At 48.6% G+C, this 17,499-nt stretch carries 15 protein-coding genes; 7 read left to right on the plus strand and 8 right to left on the minus strand.

Annotated features, from left to right (window positions below; all coding sequences use genetic code 11):
- Nucleotides 1–20: 20 nt before the first annotated feature.
- A complete protein-coding gene (gene rimM, locus ACZ483_RS07645) occupies nucleotides 21–515 on the plus strand; it encodes a ribosome maturation factor RimM (protein ID WP_464323583.1) in 495 nt (164 codons plus the stop codon).
- A 7-nt stretch (nucleotides 516–522) separates the two neighbouring features.
- Here the strand turns inward: rimM and ACZ483_RS07650 are convergent, their stop codons facing one another.
- Genes ACZ483_RS07650 through ACZ483_RS07675 form a run of 6 tightly spaced genes read right to left on the minus strand, consistent with a single transcriptional unit; the run spans nucleotide 523 to nucleotide 6,838 of the window.
- Nucleotides 523–765 carry a hypothetical protein gene (locus ACZ483_RS07650; protein WP_464323584.1) on the minus strand — a complete coding sequence of 81 codons (243 nt, stop codon included), beginning with the start codon at nucleotides 763–765 and terminating at the stop codon, nucleotides 523–525.
- Nucleotides 758–1,174, minus strand: coding sequence for a flagellar export chaperone FliS (gene fliS / locus ACZ483_RS07655; protein ID WP_464323585.1), 417 nt, complete (start codon nucleotides 1,172–1,174; stop codon nucleotides 758–760). Before fliS ends, ACZ483_RS07650 begins: the two co-directional genes overlap by 8 nt.
- 2 nt (nucleotides 1,175–1,176) lie before the next feature.
- A complete protein-coding gene (gene fliD, locus ACZ483_RS07660; RefSeq protein ID WP_464323586.1) occupies nucleotides 1,177–2,505 on the minus strand; it encodes a flagellar filament capping protein FliD in 1,329 nt (442 codons plus the stop codon).
- Entirely contained in the window at nucleotides 2,505–2,873 is a 369-nt protein-coding gene (locus ACZ483_RS07665) for a flagellar protein FlaG (protein ID WP_464323587.1), read from the minus strand. The genes fliD and ACZ483_RS07665 overlap by 1 nt, the downstream gene beginning before the upstream one ends.
- Before the next feature lie 19 nt (nucleotides 2,874–2,892).
- Entirely contained in the window at nucleotides 2,893–5,217 is a 2,325-nt protein-coding gene (locus ACZ483_RS07670; RefSeq protein ID WP_464323588.1) for a flagellin N-terminal helical domain-containing protein, read from the minus strand.
- A 55-nt stretch (nucleotides 5,218–5,272) separates the two neighbouring features.
- Nucleotides 5,273–6,838, minus strand: coding sequence for a flagellin N-terminal helical domain-containing protein (locus ACZ483_RS07675; protein ID WP_464323589.1), 1,566 nt, complete (start codon nucleotides 6,836–6,838; stop codon nucleotides 5,273–5,275).
- A 494-nt stretch (nucleotides 6,839–7,332) separates the two neighbouring features.
- Between ACZ483_RS07675 and gcvPB the strand changes: the two genes are divergently transcribed.
- Nucleotides 7,333–8,778, plus strand: a complete 1,446-nt coding sequence (gcvPB, locus tag ACZ483_RS07680; protein ID WP_464323590.1) for an aminomethyl-transferring glycine dehydrogenase subunit GcvPB — start codon at nucleotides 7,333–7,335, stop codon at nucleotides 8,776–8,778.
- Here gcvPB and ACZ483_RS07685 read toward each other — a convergent pair.
- Together ACZ483_RS07685 and ACZ483_RS07690 are read right to left on the minus strand one after the other, a co-directional pair.
- Nucleotides 8,766–9,632 carry a DNA adenine methylase gene (locus tag ACZ483_RS07685; RefSeq protein WP_464323591.1) on the minus strand — a complete coding sequence of 289 codons (867 nt, stop codon included), beginning with the start codon at nucleotides 9,630–9,632 and terminating at the stop codon, nucleotides 8,766–8,768. The two genes, gcvPB and ACZ483_RS07685, sit on opposite strands and share 13 nt — an antisense overlap.
- On the minus strand, nucleotides 9,625–10,704 hold the full coding sequence (locus tag ACZ483_RS07690; protein ID WP_464323592.1) for a hypothetical protein: 1,080 nt from the start codon (nucleotides 10,702–10,704) through the stop codon (nucleotides 9,625–9,627). Before ACZ483_RS07690 ends, ACZ483_RS07685 begins: the two co-directional genes overlap by 8 nt.
- 20 nt (nucleotides 10,705–10,724) lie before the next feature.
- Between ACZ483_RS07690 and mutS the strand changes: the two genes are divergently transcribed.
- The 5 genes from mutS (at nucleotide 10,725) to ACZ483_RS07715 (ending at nucleotide 17,476) form a co-directional block, all read left to right on the plus strand.
- The gene (gene mutS / locus ACZ483_RS07695) at nucleotides 10,725–13,280 is read left to right on the plus strand and encodes a DNA mismatch repair protein MutS (RefSeq protein ID WP_464323593.1); all 2,556 of its coding nucleotides are present in this window, start codon (nucleotides 10,725–10,727) and stop codon (nucleotides 13,278–13,280) included.
- Nucleotides 13,277–14,353, plus strand: coding sequence for a glycosyltransferase (locus tag ACZ483_RS07700; RefSeq protein WP_464323594.1), 1,077 nt, complete (start codon nucleotides 13,277–13,279; stop codon nucleotides 14,351–14,353). Before mutS ends, ACZ483_RS07700 begins: the two co-directional genes overlap by 4 nt.
- A gap of 130 nt (nucleotides 14,354–14,483) precedes the next feature.
- Nucleotides 14,484–16,277 carry a ribonucleoside triphosphate reductase gene (locus ACZ483_RS07705; protein WP_464323595.1) on the plus strand — a complete coding sequence of 598 codons (1,794 nt, stop codon included), beginning with the start codon at nucleotides 14,484–14,486 and terminating at the stop codon, nucleotides 16,275–16,277.
- Nucleotides 16,278–16,973 carry an anaerobic ribonucleoside-triphosphate reductase activating protein gene (locus ACZ483_RS07710; protein ID WP_464323596.1) on the plus strand — a complete coding sequence of 232 codons (696 nt, stop codon included), beginning with the start codon at nucleotides 16,278–16,280 and terminating at the stop codon, nucleotides 16,971–16,973.
- Nucleotides 16,970–17,476, plus strand: coding sequence for a hypothetical protein (locus ACZ483_RS07715; protein WP_464323597.1), 507 nt, complete (start codon nucleotides 16,970–16,972; stop codon nucleotides 17,474–17,476). The genes ACZ483_RS07710 and ACZ483_RS07715 overlap by 4 nt, the downstream gene beginning before the upstream one ends.
- Nucleotides 17,477–17,499: the final 23 nt, after the last annotated feature.

Genomic DNA, 17,499 nt, shown 5'->3' on the forward strand with positions numbered 1-17,499 from the left:
GATAATTATAAGTAATCGCCATGGAATACATAGTTATCGGTAAAGTTATAGACACCTTCGGTGTTAAGGGTGAGCTGAAAGTCCTGCCTATGGCTCCCGAAGAGGTTCTTGAGAAGATGAAAAAGGTTTATCTGAAGAGGGTCGGGGGGAGTTACGTTCCTTTCAGGGTTGAGAGTGTGAGAAGACATGGAAACCTCTTCCTGCTCAAGTTCAAAGATTACGACGATCTCGGTTCGGTTCAGCAGTTCAAAGGTGCTCATATCTTTCTCCCTGAAAAGGAGCTCCCCAAGAGGAGTAAAGAGGAGTTCTACGCCTACGAACTTGTGGGGATGGAAGTTGTAACGGACAAGGGAAAGAGGCTCGGAAAGGTGAAGAAGGTTGAGGACTTCGGGGTCTACGATATGCTCGTCTTGGAGAACGAGAGGATAATGATTCCCTTTGTGGGAGACATAGTCCTGAATGTGGACAGGGAAAATAGAAAGATAGAGGTGAGGGAGGAACTGGTGGTGTTCTAATGCCTGTTTACTTTATGTAGCCTTTGAACCTTTGAAAGTTCATGAGCTTCTCGGCTATGTCGAGTTTCTTTTTCTCAGCCTTCTCTATCAGGAACTCTATTATCTTGAGGGCTTCCTCGTAATCTTCCTTCTTTAGATCCTTAAGATCCATTGAAACAACCTTGTTTAAAGTCTCTATGAGACTGTCAAAGTCCCCCTCCTCAAGATACACCTCGCATTTTAGAAGAAGCTCTTTAAGGTTTTCATTCATCAGCCCTCGCAGTAACCTCCTCCTTTCCGTAAACCTTCTTTTCCGCCTCCTCCCACGCGTCTCTTAGCTCCTCAAGGATATTCTTTATCTTTCCCATAAGCTCGATATCGTTTGTCATGTTCGCTCTCACACTTTCATTTATAAGAATGTCGTAGATTTCGTCAAGGTTTTTTGCCACCTCTTTACCTCTTTCTTCGTCTAAGGAACTTTTCAGAACTATCAGTATGTCCGTTACACGGGTCAAGTTTTCAGCTTTACTCTTTATCCTATCCATATCGTCGAGACCTTCCCTTACCGCTTCCATCGCTTCCTCAAGAGAGGATATAGCCTTGTCGTAGAGCATTATCACAAGCCTTATAGGATTGGCATTTTCAACCATGTTTTGAAGGTAAACTTCCGCCGGATTCATTGCTAACTACCTCCTTTTGTCATTTCAGAAAGAGTTACTATAAACTGCTTCAACCTCTCCCTTATATCGTTAGCCTGAGCTATAAAAGCCTCCAAACGTGCATACTCCCTCCTGAGTATCAGCTCCTCCTGGGCAAGCCTCTGGGCGAGAGTCTGTATCCTGTTGTCTATACTCTCTATCCTGTCGTTGTAAGAGTTTTCAAAGCTTTTGAAGGTATCTCTCTCGATCTCAAGAAAGCTCTGGTAGCTATCCTTTAGCTGGTTTATCGCTTCCTTAACGGATTCAGGATCGGAGCTAAGGAGCTCATTGAGTCTACTTGTGTTAAGGGAGATCTTTCCCGTATCACCGTCGTAGTCTATAAGACCGAGCTCTATGAGTGGGTCGAGCCTGTCGGCTATTCCAGTCCTCACTCCGATAATGGTCCCGTCACCACCGAAGAGAGGATTTTCGCCCGTGGTGAGCTGATCCACTATCTCCACCGTTGCGTTGTAGTTCTCGACGAAATCGCTGAGAAAGTCCGTAACCTTAGAGAAGCTCTCTGAGATTGTGACCGTAGAACTTCCCACATCTTTGACCGTGAGCGTCACACCGCTTATAACGTTCTCGAAGGTGTTGGAAGGGCTCGTTATCGGAGATCCGGAACCAATTGCTATCTCTGCGTTCTGGGCGTTCTGGATAGTGTCCAGTCCTGTTCCCAACTCCGAAGGAAGTCCGCTCACATCGATCACGTAAATCCCACCGGCGGTATCTGTCTCGACGGTGGAGGCTCCTACGTCGGTTTCGGAGAGCATCAGTTTGTAGTTAGTCCCATCGAAGTAGATGGAAGCCTTAATCCTGTTCTGGGCGGAGTTTATGGCGTTCACGAGATCTTCTAAGGTCTGACCGGCAGTGTAATCGATGTTAAAGGTTTCAGTCCCACTTCCGGTATCGTAGGTGATTGTCAGCATTCCCGAACTTGCGAAGGTATCGGAGAGATTTGCAAACCCGCCATTGGAAACCTTTATCTCCCCCTGAGCGAGCCTGTTCACGTTTACCGTAAACTCAACGTCCGGGGCTTCTTCGGTTACGCTCGCCCTCAGGACGTCGGAGTTAGAGACGGTAGCCCTCTTCCCCTTAAAGAGATCATCTACCACAAGACCTTCGAAGAGAGAGAGAAAATCCCCGATGGCTCCCGACAGGTTGCCCAGAGAAGAGAGCTTAGCCTGTATCTCGGTCTTCTCCTGTTGGAGTCTCTGTATAGGAATAGACTTGAGCTGCATTATCTGATCGACTATCGCCCCCGCATCGAAGCCCGTATTTGTAAGTCCCGTAAGATAAAGTTCTCCAGCCATCAGACTCTCTCCTCTAAGAGGACGCCGAGCATCTGGTCGATCCTCTTCATAAGCTCAAGGAGGTATTCGGGAGGAACCTGACGGATTAGCCTGTTGGTGTCCCTCTCGAATATCTTTACGACCGGTATCTCGAGCTGGTCGTCGATGTCGATCTTAAGATACCTGTTCAGGTAGTCGAGCTTTCTCCTTATCTCCTGAAGTATCCTCTGGAGCTCCTCCCTGTTAAGGGCGCTCTCCTGGACCGTCTCTTTTGTTCGTCTTTCTATATCTCTCCTGACAGACTCCGCCCCTCTCTGGAGCTGAACCTCCTTTTGAACCTGCCTTAGAACCTCGATGTCAACCTCGGAGCCTCTACCGTTTATCCTCATCGCCTAATCCTCCATCATATCACCTCAGTAGCTGTAGGACGAGCTGGGGAAGGGTGTTAGCCTGGGCGAGCATCGCTATACCGGACTGCATCCTGATCTGCATCGTGGTGAAGGTGGACATCTCCTTGGCGAAGTCCACGTTCCTGATAACCGACTCTGCCTCGTCGGTGTTGTCCTTTGCAACCTTCTGAGCGTCGTAGATAGCCTGCAGGTTGTTCATTACAGCTCCGATCTCAGAGCGGACCTTGTCCACCTTCTGGACGGCCTTCTTTATTATTATCATCGCCTCTTCCGCTTTGGGATTTGAGGTCACATCCACGCTGTAGAGGTTTTTAAGAGTAGAGAGCGCTCCGTCAAACAGGTCGAGTCCGGACTCTTCCACAGAAAAAGCCTCTACACCGTACAGCTTTATAGTTCCTACTCTCACGGCGTAAGCCTTCCAGTTTGTTGTAGCGTCAGTCCTCTCCTGATTGGCGCCTTCTATGAGCTGATCGAGGTTGATCCTTACAGCATCAGTCTGACCGCCAGGATTGGCCGTAACCTCTATCGATAGAGTTCTTCCGTCTTCCACTTCTAATACAAGCCTGCCGTTGTCCTCAAAAGCTTTAATGGGAGCTTGAGTCTCCTTAGCTTTGGCATTTATAAGGTTGATCAGCTCCGCAAGGGTCGTATCTACGCCCAGATCGGTTAGAGTGAAGACCGCACTACCGAAGTCGTCTCCAAGGTAAAAGGCTATGTCCACCGTGGTGGTCAGGTCAGCATCCCTAACAGGGTCAAAGGTTATTCCTCCGAGGGTTCCCGCTGTGGTTATGTTAATCAAGTCATCACTTTCCACTAAGAAGTCTCCCACCTCTATGCCGTGGACGTAGTAGGTTGAGTTTGTCCCGTCTCCAGAAACGGTTTGAAGTGTTCCGTTTTCAATGAGCTGTCCCATATCAATGGTAAACTCATCCGCGGGTGGTCCTGCAGATAAAGCTGCATCAAAGGCAACCTTAACTTCTATGGCTATGGTTTGTCCATCATCGTCTGTCAAGACAAGTTTCCCAGTTCCATCGTCGGCTGCAGTGACTCCATCGGTCGCGACAGCATTTATAGCATTTGCGAGGTCAGTAGCGTTGCTGACGAGCCATGGACCAGAAGGATCTGCCGAGTCGTAAATCGTAACCGAAAAATTAGGAGACGCCGTTGCTGGATCCACATTCCCTATGTAAAAGTCCAAAGTTATAGTTTGTAGGTTTGCTCCCGAAGTGATGCTTGTCGTATCTATGAAAGTAGTTGTATCAAAGGCACTTGCGGCTGTGCTCGATGTCTGATAGCCTGCCACGCTTATGTTGTAGTCCGAAACCAGTGTGGGATTGGTTGCTATAGCATTGCCGACCGTAGCAGCGTCCAAGAGCTTGTCGTTACCGCCTATATCCGTGCTTGAGAGAACAACGCCATTTACATCTATAGAGTCTCCGGAATCAACGATAAAGTCAGAATTTGTTCCTATAAGATCCTGGAGCCGTCCTACCCCAGAGGTGCCCTGTCCGGTGGCTTGTATCCTCGATCTCTCCACGAACAGGCTCGTAAAGGTTGCAGCGACGCTCCGCGTGTAGGCTTTAGCCTCTATACCGAGAAACTGAAGGTCGAGATCCGAGTTTATCCTCTGAGCGACGGTGTAGGCGTCAAGTAATTTGTTCGCATCGGTTGCACCATCTATTATGGACTTGCCGGCGACCTTGAGGTAATCCGTCGAATCTATAAAGTAGTCCGTATTCTGTATGTTGGTGTTTGTGGGATCGAAGGCGTCCAGTCCCGAGTAACCCCTCCCGGTTCCGTCCAGATAAAAGGCACCTAAGCTGATAGCCCTGACGTCCGCCATGTTTATACGGACACTCTGCCCGCTCCTTGGACCGTAGTGAATGTACTTGCCCGTGAAGGTTCCATCAAGAAGCTTTATTCCGTTGTACTCCGTGTCCGTTCCTATCTTCTGAATAGCGTCAACGAGGTTCGAGATCTCCCTCTGAAGAGCCGCCCTCGCATTGGGATCGTTGATGTCGTTCGCTGCATTCTGAGCCTTTACGTAGATCTCCTTGAGCTTGTTATAGATCTGCCCAGAGGAGTTCTCCGCTATCTGCAGAGCCGATATTCCCGTCTGTATGTTCCTGTTACCCTGTTCGAGACCGGCGGAGACAAGGGCAAGCTGGTCAGCTATGAACAGACCCGCGGAGTCGTCCGCAGCGTTCAGAATCCTGAGACCCGTCGAGAGCCTCAACAGCGACTTGTTCATAAGTCGCTCGTTCCTTCGCAGAGCTGTATGTGTAACCGCAGATTCGTAGTTGAAATTAATTCTCAAAGCCATAGCTAAACCTCCCCAGCGGGTGGAGGAGAGGGCAAAAGCCCCTCCCCTAACTCAGTTATCTCAGTAGCTGTAGGACGAGCTGGGGAAGGGTGTTAGCCTGGGCGAGCATCGCTATACCGGACTGCATCCTGATCTGCATCGTGGTGAAGGTGGACATCTCCTTGGCGAAGTCCACGTTCCTGATCACCGACTCCGCCTCGTCGGTGTTGTCCTTTGCAACCTTCTGAGCGTCGTAGATAGCCTGCAGGTTGTTCATTACAGCTCCGATCTGGGAACGAACGGTATCAACCTTTTGAACCGCCTTGGATATAACAAGCATCGCTGTTTCAGCCCCTTCGTTAGTCGTTACGTCTATCGCGTAGAGGTTCTGGAAGTTTGCCGTTCCAGTTGCGGCTATTCCAAGACCTTCTGGAGTTGTACTTGTTATACCTGTAAAGTCGTAAGAGTAAGAATCAACACCGGCTATGTTGAGTTTTCCTACTTTGACTGCGGAGCCGGTTACTGCACTGGATGTACTGCTGGTAACATTAGTACCTGAAGAAATTCCTTCAAGGAACTGGGACAGGTCTATGCTGGTAGCGGTAGAAGCAGCAGTGGTCATAGAGATTTCTATACCTATAGTTTCTCCATCAGTTTGGAGAACGAGCCTTCCATCTTGCTCAGTTGCCCTAAGGGAAGATCCATTAGCAGAAGCTTGTGAGTTAACTTGGGAGATAAAGTCTTGAAGAGTGAGAGTATCTCCAGCGTTCACAGTAACATTTACTACTTCTGTGCTTGTATCCGTACCTACAAATACCTTTATTGTAACCGTCTCATCGTCCGGGGATATATTGGTCCAGACACTTTCTGCTACACTTTTGTTGCTCGCGGTTGCAGATATTCCTTGGCTCTGAAGGGTAGAGTCTGCATTAATAGCATCAGCAATAACTTTGGCATCTACAGCCCCAGCTGTACTGCTATATACGTTAGTCCATATATCATTTGTTAAATCCTTACCTGCTACTACCACTTTATCCGCAGTACCATCAAATTGCCAATTCCCTGCTATTAAAGCAGAGTAAGCGCTTGAAGTACTTTGACCAACTGCCCCAGGCGCTTGTACAAGATACCCCCCTATGCTCGACGCTCTCAAATCACTTATCGATATGCTTATAGCCTGCCCGCTTCTTGGACCGTAGTGAATGTACTTGCCCGTGAAGGTTCCATCAAGAAGCTTTATTCCGTTGTACTCCGTGTCCGTTCCTATCTTCTGAATAGCGTCAACGAGGTTCGAAATCTCCCTCTGAAGAGCCGCCCTCGCATTGGGATCGTTGATGTCGTTCGCTGCGTTCTGAGCCTTTACGTAGATCTCCTTGAGCTTGTTATAGATCTGCCCAGAGGAGTTCTCCGCTATCTGCAGAGCCGATATTCCGGTCTGGATGTTCCTGTTACCCTGTTCGAGACCGGCGGAGACAAGGGCAAGCTGGTCAGCTATGAACAGACCTGCGGAGTCGTCCGCAGCGTTCAGAATCCTGAGACCCGTCGAGAGTCTCAACAGCGACTTGTTCATAAGTCGCTCGTTCTGCCTGAGGGCTGTGTGCGTCACAGCCGACTCATAGTTGAAGTTAATTCTCAGAGCCATGGCTGACACCTCCTTTAAGGTTTTGTCAGATACTTTTATCGGCAGAGATGTAAAGTTTTTTAACGAGCGGTTAGGTCTTCTGTTTTGAGAACGGGAACATAAGAGAATAAAACTTTCTACCGTTAGTAAGTATAGCCTTGCCCTTCGGTTCTCTGTTATTGTCTTATTTAACTTAAAACCATGAGCTTCAAAGAAACACTCAACGAGCTCTTAAAAGAGTTGAAGGAATGGAGTGGTTAAACACTACGGCATAAGCTCGTCTCCCTATATGCGTGTATTTCCTATTTTCATCAAGAGAGATTCCCTGCGGGAGGATCTGCCTTGGTTGTGGGATACCGAGTTTATCATTCTTTACGATAGGGATGAGTTCTTCCAGAACTTTATCAGAAAGTTAGAGGAGTTTAAGAAAAAGAAACTCAAGTTCGTTAAGAAACCCATTATATAGTTAAGTAGTCATGGTTAACGAAGAGCTTTGGAAAGTAAAATAGTTCCCTATGGAACTAATCTTTGAGAAATCTGAGAAAGGGAAGAGAGGCTACAGATTGCCCAAGCTCGACGTCGAGTGTGTGGATCCCTCCGATGTTGTTCCCGAGGATTACCTGAGGGAGGTTCTCAACCTCCCCGAACTCTCAGAGCTGGAGGTAGTAAGACACTTTACTAACCTCTCCCAGCTCAACTACGCTATAGATACCACGATGGTTCCCCTTGGCTCCTGCACTATGAAGTACAACCCCCGGATAAACGAAGAGCTGGCGAATATCCCCGAATTTTTGGACGTTCACCCTTTAACACCGGAGGAGTTCGTTCAGGGAACGCTCCGAGTAGCTTACGAGCTCAAGGAGCTTCTTAAAGAGCTGGGAGGCTTTGCGGACGTATCCCTCCAGCCCGCCGCAGGTGCCCACGGAGAACTCCTCGGACTTCTCCTCATAATGGCTTACCACAGGGACAGGGGAAACGACAAAAAAAGGAAGGTTTTAATACCGGACTCAGCTCACGGAACCAACCCAGCATCTGCTGCCATATGCGGCTTCGAAGTAGTTATTGTAAAGAGCGATGAGAACGGCGAGCTCGATTGGGAAGACTTTACGAAGAAGTTGGACGACGAGACGGCAGCTCTTATGATAACCAATCCCAACACCCTCGGTATATTTGAGAGGAAGATCAAAGACATGGCCGAGGAACTGCACAGGAGGGATGCACTCCTCTATATGGATGGAGCCAACTTCAATGCCCTCGTAGGGGTGGCGAGACCCGGTGACTGGGGGGTGGACGTTATGCACTTTAACCTTCACAAGACCTTCTCTACACCTCACGGAGGAGGAGGACCCGGAAGCGGTCCCGTAGGAGTATCCGAGAGACTGAAGCCCTACCTCCCGATTCCTCAGATTGAGTCTGACGGTGAGAGATATTACCTCAACTGGAACATCCCCAAGAGTGTCGGGAAGATCCTCGCCTTCTACGGACACTTTGGTGTGTGGTTGAGGGCTTTAGCCTATATGCTCACCTATGGTAACAAGATAGATAAGGTGGCAAAATACGCGGTCCTCAACGCAAGGTACCTAAGGCACCTTCTCAGGGGCGTCTTCAGCGACCCTTACGCCCACGTCCCCTGTATGCACGAGTTCGTACTCTCAGCAACGAACCTGCTTAAATACAGAACCAACGCCATGGGAGTGGCAAAGAGACTGTTAGATTACGGCTTTTACGCTCCCACCGTTTACTTCCCGTTAGTAGTAAGGGAGGCTCTCATGATAGAGCCTACGGAAACGGAAAGTCCGAGCACGCTCAAGGAGTTCGCTAAGGCTGCAAGGGAGATAGTTAAAGAGGCTAAAAGAAATCCTGAAGTTTTAAACAGTGCTCCGCATAGAACACCCGTCAGAAGGATCAAGGAAGCGGAAGCAAACAGGAAGCCTGTACTTAGGTTCTCTCAGACTGAGTAAGACACAACCTTCTGGAATAGAGCGCCGGTGAGCCTCTCCACGTATCCCTTTATGGGAAAGTTCGCTATGAGAAGTTCGCTCCCCACTCTAACCCTTTCCTGCTTATAGTTGGTCATACCGTAGCTCAGTTCCCACTCCACCGTGTAGAAATCTTTGTAGAGCTCCTTTATAAACTCTGAGTTATCGTAGGTTATCAAAACTCTATGCTTGCAATTTCTAACGACTTCAAAGAACCTGATGTGATCGAACGCCGTGTGGAGATCTCCCTTCCTTCCGTAAAGCTTAGACTTTTTGGAAGAGTAGTAGGGAGGATCCAAGAAGATAACTACGTCCTCGCCTTCGAGGTTCACCAGATATTCGTAATCTCCGTAAAACAGTTCCACCTTCTTTATAACTTCATGGGCTCTTTCAAGCCTCTCTATGGAACTCCATGTAAACCTCTTCCTGAAAGCCTGTTCTGAATACCCTCCACAGTCTACTGTTCCTGAAAAGGTTATCCTGTTCAGTACAAAGAAATCAACCGCTCTCTGGAGATCATCTTTGTATTTGCCTCTTCTTTCCATTATTTCCTCAAAGAGCTTTCTTCCATCTTTGTAGGTTCTCTTTATCCTTATTACCTCTTCTATCAACCTGTCCTTGTTGTACTTGAGTTCCTTCCAGAAGCAGTAAAGGTCGTAGTTAATGTCGCCGGCGATGAATTTAGCCTGCGGCTTTTTCTGAACCCAGTAAAAGGTTATCGAGCCACCTCCTAACATGGGTTCTCTGAGCTCCTTAAAGTCCCTCGGAAAGAACTGGGCAAGGAACCTTAGAGCCTTAGATTTCCCACCAGGGTATCTAAGGGGACTCTTAATCATTCACACCCTCCAACCAGACCTCAAAACTATTAGCCTCAGCCTCCTCTATCAGTGAACTCATGAACTTGTTATCCTTCCTTCCAAACTTTAAAATATCCCCTTTCTTGAAGATACCCGATAAGGCTTCCGAAGTAAGCTTAATAACAGGCGTAAATTTCACTTCTCTGTCTCCCAGTTTCAGACTGCTTATGTTCACGTAGAGAATTATTTTAAGAAGTCCATCTTTAATATCATTTTTAGAAGGCAAAACATGCCTTTTTGTATGTTTACTTTCCACAAGATAAATCTGTTCATCTTCGACATAGACCTCATCCACTGTGAAGTAATACATCTCTCCAAGATAATTCTTTATGGTCAGTGTAGCCTTTACACCTCTACTTAGTTTTTCCTTTGGCTGTAAGGTAGTTCTTTCCCTCCTTTGGGCTCCCTCAGCCTTTACCCTTGAAAAGTTTTTAAATTCTTCCACCCCAAGTTTTATCTTCTCGATAAACTTTAAAAGTCCCTTCTCTGAATGCATCTCTACACCCAGTTCTTTAGATATATTACGGTAGCATTCCAAAATTTTATCGGATAGCCATAGAAGGTTATGTCCTGACAACTCCTTCAGATTCCAGTGGAGAGCTGAAGCTCTGTAATCCGCAAGCTCCCTGAGTTTCTTAACTATAAAGTCGCTATCGAGCTTCTGAGAGGTTATCTTGTTTGGTCTCTTACTTCTCTTCGCTCTGCAATAGTATGCCGGTATCACGTAAACGTTAAGAAGGCTCATAAGGGAAACTGTGTCCCACTGGAGAAAGTCCCTGTCTCCGCCTATACCCTCGTCTTTTACTAAAGGAATTATTGTTACCGTTTTTGAAGCTTCTCGTTGAATGGTATCGTAAACTCTCGCGTAGGGATAGCTCCTTGTCCTTTTGGGAGATACCCACCTGCTCAATGAAAAACGCACGCCCTCAAAGTCCAAAACACACTTGGGAGGTATAGAGTTTATATCTTCTCCCTGCCACTCGATACGTTTTAGCTTCTCTTTAATAACCTTTTTGTAGCTTATATTTTCAATCTCACCAAACAGCTCCATAAGGCATTAATATAAATCTGATGGCTGAGAGAGATTCACAGCTTACCCCTATGCTCGCCCAGTATCACTACTTTAAGAACGAGTATCCCGACTGCCTTCTCTTCTTTCGTCTTGGAGACTTTTACGAGCTCTTCTACGAGGATGCTGTTGTGGGTTCAAAGGAGCTGAACCTCGTCCTCACCTCGAGACCGGCAGGTAAGGGAAGGGAAAGAATACCCATGTGTGGGGTTCCCTACCACTCGGCAAATAACTACATACACAGGCTCGTCCAGAAAGGATACAAGATAGCTATCTGCGAGCAGGTGGAGGATCCCTCCAAGGCTAAGGGGATAGTCAGGAGAGATGTCATAAGAGTAATAACACCCGGAACCTACTTCGAGAAGGACACAGGGGGTCTCGCCTGCCTCTACGGGAAAGGAGATAGTTTCTATGTAGCTTATCTGAACCTCTCTATAGGTGAGTTCGTAGGGGCAAAGGTGAAGAGGTATGAGATCACAGATTTCCTATCCAAGTTTCCAATAAGGGAACTTCTTGTGAGGAAGGGGGAGAGAATTCCCGAGGATCTTATAAAGCTCCTTAAGCTCTTCAAAACGGAGCTCGAGGAAGAGTTCTTTGAGGAAGGATACAGGGAGATAAAGGAAAAGTTTAACCTTTACAGCGCGAGGGCTTTAGGCTTCGATGAGGAGGAGAACCTCATACCCCTCGGTGCGGTTTACAGGTACGCGAGGATAACCCAGAAGGAGTTTACGCCCTTTATAGGGAAGCCAAGACCCTTTGTGGACGAGGGCTTTGTCAGGATAGATCTGAAGGTAAGGAAAGGGCTGGAACTTTTAGAGAGCATAGAGGGGAGGAGGGATCAGTCTCTCTTCAGCGTTCTCGACGAGACATTAACGGGTATGGGAAGGAGAAGGCTCAGGTTCCATATACTCAACCCCTTCAGGAGCGTGGAAAGGATAAAAAAGGTTCAGGAGGCTGTTGAGGAGCTCGTAAATAACAGGGAAAAGAGGAAGAGGATAAGGGAAGTCCTCTCAGGCATGGCGGACCTTGAGAGGCTCGTTTCCAAGATAAGCTCAGGCATGGCTTCCCCGAGGGACATACTGCATCTGAAGAACACTCTCTTTAAGGTAGAGGAGCTCAGGAACGAGTTGAAGGATCTGAATTCGGAACTACTTAAGAGGATAAGGGAAGACTTAGAGGATCTCGAGAGAGTAGCGGAGGATATAGACAGGGTTCTTACCGACGATCCGCCGATCCATCTCAAGGAGGGGGGACTTATAAAGGAAGGGGTGGACAGCTATCTCGACGAGCTCAGGTTTGTTAGAAACAGCGCCGAGAAGCTATTGAGGGACTACGAGAAAAAGCTGAAAAAGGAGACAGGCATAGGTAGTCTCAAGATCGGCTACAACAAGGTGATGGGCTACTACATAGAGGTAACAAAACCGAACCTCCGCTACGTCCCGGACTACTTCAGGAGGAGACAGACCCTCTCCAACGCCGAGAGGTTCATAACCGACGAGCTGGTGAGGTTGGAGGAGAAGATCCTCTCAGCCCAGACGAGGATAAACGAGTTAGAGTACGAACTCTTCGTGAAGCTGAGGGAGAGAATAAACGAAGAGCTTGAAAAGATAGGTAGGAACGCCCAGCTTGTGGGGGAGGTGGATTACATCCAGTCCCTTGCGGAGATTGCCGACAGGAAGAGATGGATAAAACCCGAAGTTCACGAAGGATACGAGATAGAGATAGAGGAAGGAAGACACCCGGTAATAGAGGAGTTCGTGAGGAGCTACGTTCCCAACGATACCAAGATAACCAAAGAAGAGTTCATACTCGTCATAACCGGACCCAACATGGCCGGCAAGTCGAGCTACATAAGACAGGTCGCCCTTATAGTCCTCCTCGCCCACATGGGGAGCTTCGTCCCTGCCAAGAGGGCAAGGATAGGGAATGTGGATGCTGTATTTACGAGGATAGGCTCGGGAGACGTTTTGGCCCTCGGGGTTTCTACCTTCATGAACGAGATGTTAGACGTCGCCAATATGCTCTCGAACGCGAGCGAAAGGAGTTTAATAGTCCTGGACGAGATAGGTAGAGGAACCTCCACCTACGATGGCATAGCTATCACAAAGGCTCTCGTAGAGTATATATCCGGGAAGCTTGGAGCTCGCACACTGCTTGCGACCCACTTTTTGGAGATAACGGAGTTAGAAGGGAAGGTGCAAGGAGTTAAGAACTACCACATGACTGTGAGTGAGGACGACAGGGGCATCGTCTTTCTCTACGCCCTCGTTCCGGGAAAGGCTGAGGGGAGCTTTGGCATTGAAGTGGCAAGGATGGCGGGTCTTCCCCCTGAGCTCGTGAACAGAGCCAAGGAGATACTTCTTACCCTCGAGGATCGCTCCTTACCCGTTCTCGAGGAGACCTTCAGAAGGTCGGAGAAGGCGATCCAGGAGAAGGAGTACGAAAAGGTCATCTCCGAGCTCCTATCGATAGACATAGCCAACCTGACACCCCTTCAGGCTCTTATAAAGCTTTCCGCACTTAAAGAGGAGGTGCTTAAGATAAAGAACAGAAAATGAGGATAGCCTTATTCACCGACAACTTCAGGGAGGACATGGGAGGAGGGACGAAGATAGTCATAGACCTCGCAAGGGGACTAAAGGAAAAAGGGCACGAAGTTCTCGTCGTCACAGGACAGAGAACGGATAGAACCGCCGAGGAATTCCGAACCCTTCACCTTCCAAGCGTTAGAGTGCCTTTCTACGATAAGGCTGAGATGGTCTTCCCAAGTTCGAAACTCCTGAGGGAGATAAGTTCTTTCAAGCCCGACGTCCTCCACTACCACGAACCCTTTACCGCTGGCATGATAGCGCTACTCCTATCGAAGCTCCTCGATCTGCCCGCCGTCGGCTCGATCTACATAGATCCGAGACACCTCTCGGAGTACAGCCTCAAGGTGGACAGGGGGACCTTAGCCAAAACCTTGGTCAGCTTTATGGGCAGGCAATCCCGAGTTCTCATCTTCATCTCCAACTACCAGAGGGAGACTTATCGGAGCTTTCTCCCCAGAAACCTGAAGGTCAAGGTCATATACCCGGGGATACCGGAAACCTTCTTTTCCAAAAACGAAGTTAAAAGAGAGAAGAGAGTTATCACCGTCTGTAGGCTCGCTCCCGAGAAAAACCTCAGGTTCGCTCTTAAGGCGATGGTCGAGGTTCAGAAGGAGAACCCCACCGATTACATCGTGGTGGGTGAAGGACCAGAGAGAGGCAAGCTCGAGAAGCTTGCGAGAAGGCTTGGACTAAAGATCAGATTTCTCGGTAACCTCCCGAGGGAAAAGCTCGCAGACCTCTACCGAACCTCCCGTGTACTCTTTCTCCCTTCAAAAACAGAGACCTTCGGGCTCGTTTTCGCGGAGGCTATGGCTTCCGGAACACCCGTCGTAGCTCTCAACAAAGGGGCGGCTCCCGAAATCGTTGGGGACGGAGGTATAGTCTGTGAAGAGAAACAGGTCGCCGGAGCTATCTCCTTACTCTTAAGGGACGATGAGCTCTGGAGAAAGGTCTCGGGGAAGGCTCGAAGGAGAGCTGAACTATTCAGGATAGACAGGTTCGTAGAGGAGCATGAAGGACTCTACGGGGAGATCCTTTAGAGCGCTTTGCCGCCTCCGAGACCGGGGCGTTTGGAGAGATACTTATTACAGTCGTCCTGCAAAATCTCTAAGAGCTCCTTCCTATCCTCCTTATCTTTAATTTCTTTCCTGTGAAATTAAATTAAACCCGATGGACGAACTTAAACTTGTTAAAGAATACTTAGAAAAGTTAGACTGGGAGGTAAAAGAGAACAGCAACATGACCTACTCCCTTCAGGGATTGAACTTCTACATCACCTCGAAGGTCATAAGAAACTACTGGCTCAAGAGGGTCTATCCTGAAAAGATAGCGGAGGCTCACCTAAGCGGAGACTTCCACATCCACGATCTTCAGATTCTGAGTGTCTACTGTATGGGGTGGGACCTCTTAGACCTCCTCATGACTGGCTTTAAGGGAGTTCCCGGAAAGATTGAGAGCAGACCTCCAAAGCACTTTACCTCAGCCCTTGGTCAGGCGGTAAACTTCCTTTACACCCTTCAGGGGGAGGCGGCGGGTGCTCAGGCGTTTTCCAACTTCGACACCCTCATGGCTCCCTTCGTAAGGTACGACGGACTGAGCTACAGACAGGTGAAGCAGGCTATACAGGAGTTTATCTACAACCTCAACGTCCCTACAAGAACGGGATTTCAGACCCCTTTCACGAACCTCACCTTCGACCTGAAGGTCCCCGCGTTCTTGGAGGATCAGGCGGTAATAATCGGCGGGGAGGTTAAGAACGAGACCTACGGAGAGTTCCAGGAAGAGGTGGACATGATAAACCAGGCTTTCTTTGAGGTTATGACCGAGGGAGACGCGAGGGGAAGGGTTTTCACCTTCCCCATACCGACTTACAACATCACGCCCGACTTTGACTGGGACAACCCCAAGCTAAAGGGTCTCTGGGAAATAACCGCCAAGTACGGCGTACCCTACTTCGCCAACTTCATAAACTCGGACATGAAGCCCGAGGATGTGAGGAGTATGTGTTGCAGACTCAGGCTCGAGACGAGGGAGCTCCTGAAGAGGGGAGGGGGATACTTCGGCGCCAACCCTCTGACTGGTTCTATAGGAGTAGTTACCATAAACATGCCGAGGCTTGGATACCTTTCCGAGAGCGAGGAAGAGTTCTTTGAAAGGCTCGAGAAGCTTATGGACTTAGCTAAGGAGAGCCTTGAGGTAAAGAGGAGAGCGATAGAGGACTTTATGGAGAAGGGACTTTATCCCTACTCGAAGTTCTATCTAAGGATGGTTAAGGAGAGGTTTGGTGAGTACTGGAAGAACCACTTCTCCACTATAGGACTGGTCGGTATGAACGAGGCTTGTCTCAACCTCTTTGGTGTGAGCATAGCAGATCCGAAGGGAAGGGACTTCGCCATAAAGGTTTTAGACTTCATGAGAGAGAAACTCCTCCAGTATCAGGAGGAGACGGGGAACCTCTACAACCTCGAGGCTACACCTGCGGAGGGAGCTTCCTACAGGCTCGCAAAGCTTGACAAGGAGAAGTATCCAGACATCGTAGTAGCAAACGAGGAGGAGGTAAAAAGGGGAGCGGAACCATTCTACACCAACTCCACCCAGCTCCCCGTAAACTACACCGACGATCCCTTTGAGGTTCTCGAGCATCAGGACGAACTCCAGATAAGGTACACCGGAGGAACGGTTGTCCACTTCTTCGTGGGAGAGAGAATAAGGGATCCCGAGAGCGTAAAGAACTTCGTTAGGAAGGTCTGCGAGAATTACAGGCTACCCTACTTCACCATAACCCCCACCTTCAGCGTCTGTCCGCAGCACGGCTACATCTCAGGAGAGCACGAGACCTGTCCCATATGCGGTGAGAGGTGTGAGGTTTACTCGAGGGTTGTGGGATACCTGAGACCGGTGAGCCAGTGGAACGCAGGTAAACAGGAAGAGTTGAAGCTCAGGAAGACTTATAGGATAACCTGAATGCGGATAGGAGGTATCCAGAGGTTCACTCTCATAGACTTTCCCGGAAAGGTAGCCTGCATAGTGTTTACCCAAGGATGTAACTTCAGATGTCCTTACTGCTACAACAGATCCCTCGTCCTCCCCGAGTACTTTGAAGAGCCTATCCCCGAGGATGTGTTCTTCCGGTTCCTCAAGAGCAGGAAGGGTCTCTTGGACGGGGTCGTAGTAACCGGGGGAGAGCCGACCGTTCAGGAGGATCTCTTGGATTTCATGGAGAAGATAAAGAGCATAGGATTCCTCGTGAAGCTCGACACCAACGGGAGCCACCCGGAGGTTGTAAAGGAAGCTATAGAGAAGGAGGTCGTAGATTACGTAGCTATGGACGTAAAGGCTCCTCTCAGGAAGTACAAAGAAGTTATAAGGGTGGAGGAATTTGATGTGGGGAACGTCGTGAGGAACATTCACCTCATCATGGACTCGGGAGTAGATTACGAGTTCAGGACAACTGTGGTTAGGGAACTACTGACTCCGGAGGACATACTCGAGATAGGGAGGCTCATAAAGGGTGCCAAGCGATACGCCCTCCAGAAGTTCGTAGCTACAGACACTCTCCTCGACACCAGCTTTAAGGAAAAACACACCTACACCGAAGAGGAGCTTGAAAGGATAACAGAGAAGCTAAGAGAATATATAAAGGAGGTGATAGTGAGATGAGGGGCATCCTCTTGGGACTGACAATCTTCGGAGCCTTAGCCTTCGGAATAACGGAGAAGGAGTTCAAAAGGGACAGGGAGTACGTTCAGAGTGTGGATAAAAGGCTCGATCTCCTCGATGAGAGGGCCCAGAGAGAGGGACCGAAGACAGAGATAATAGATGAGCTGAACTCTTACGGATACCCCCTCTATCAGCTCAAGGAAAAATATCTCCTGGCGAGCGGAGAAAAGTTCGAAAAGTTCTATCGCAAGGTTATGGAGGTTTACGAAAAGCTCCTCTACGTTAAGAGGGGCATATTTCCTACTCTCCTCATGAGGGAGGCTAAGGAAGCGGACATACCGTTATGTGATGTGAAGACTGAGGGAAAAGAGAGGAAAACTCTATCGATAAGCATAGAGAATCCACAAGATGAGAGGGCTGTGCTCAAACTCATGACCCAGACCCAGCTCCAGTACGCCCAGCTCCTTGGTATAGAGAGCATCAATTTTAAAAAGTGCAGGTGATAAAATCTACTTGAGGAGGTGGG

Source organism: Hydrogenivirga okinawensis, assembly GCF_055385515.1.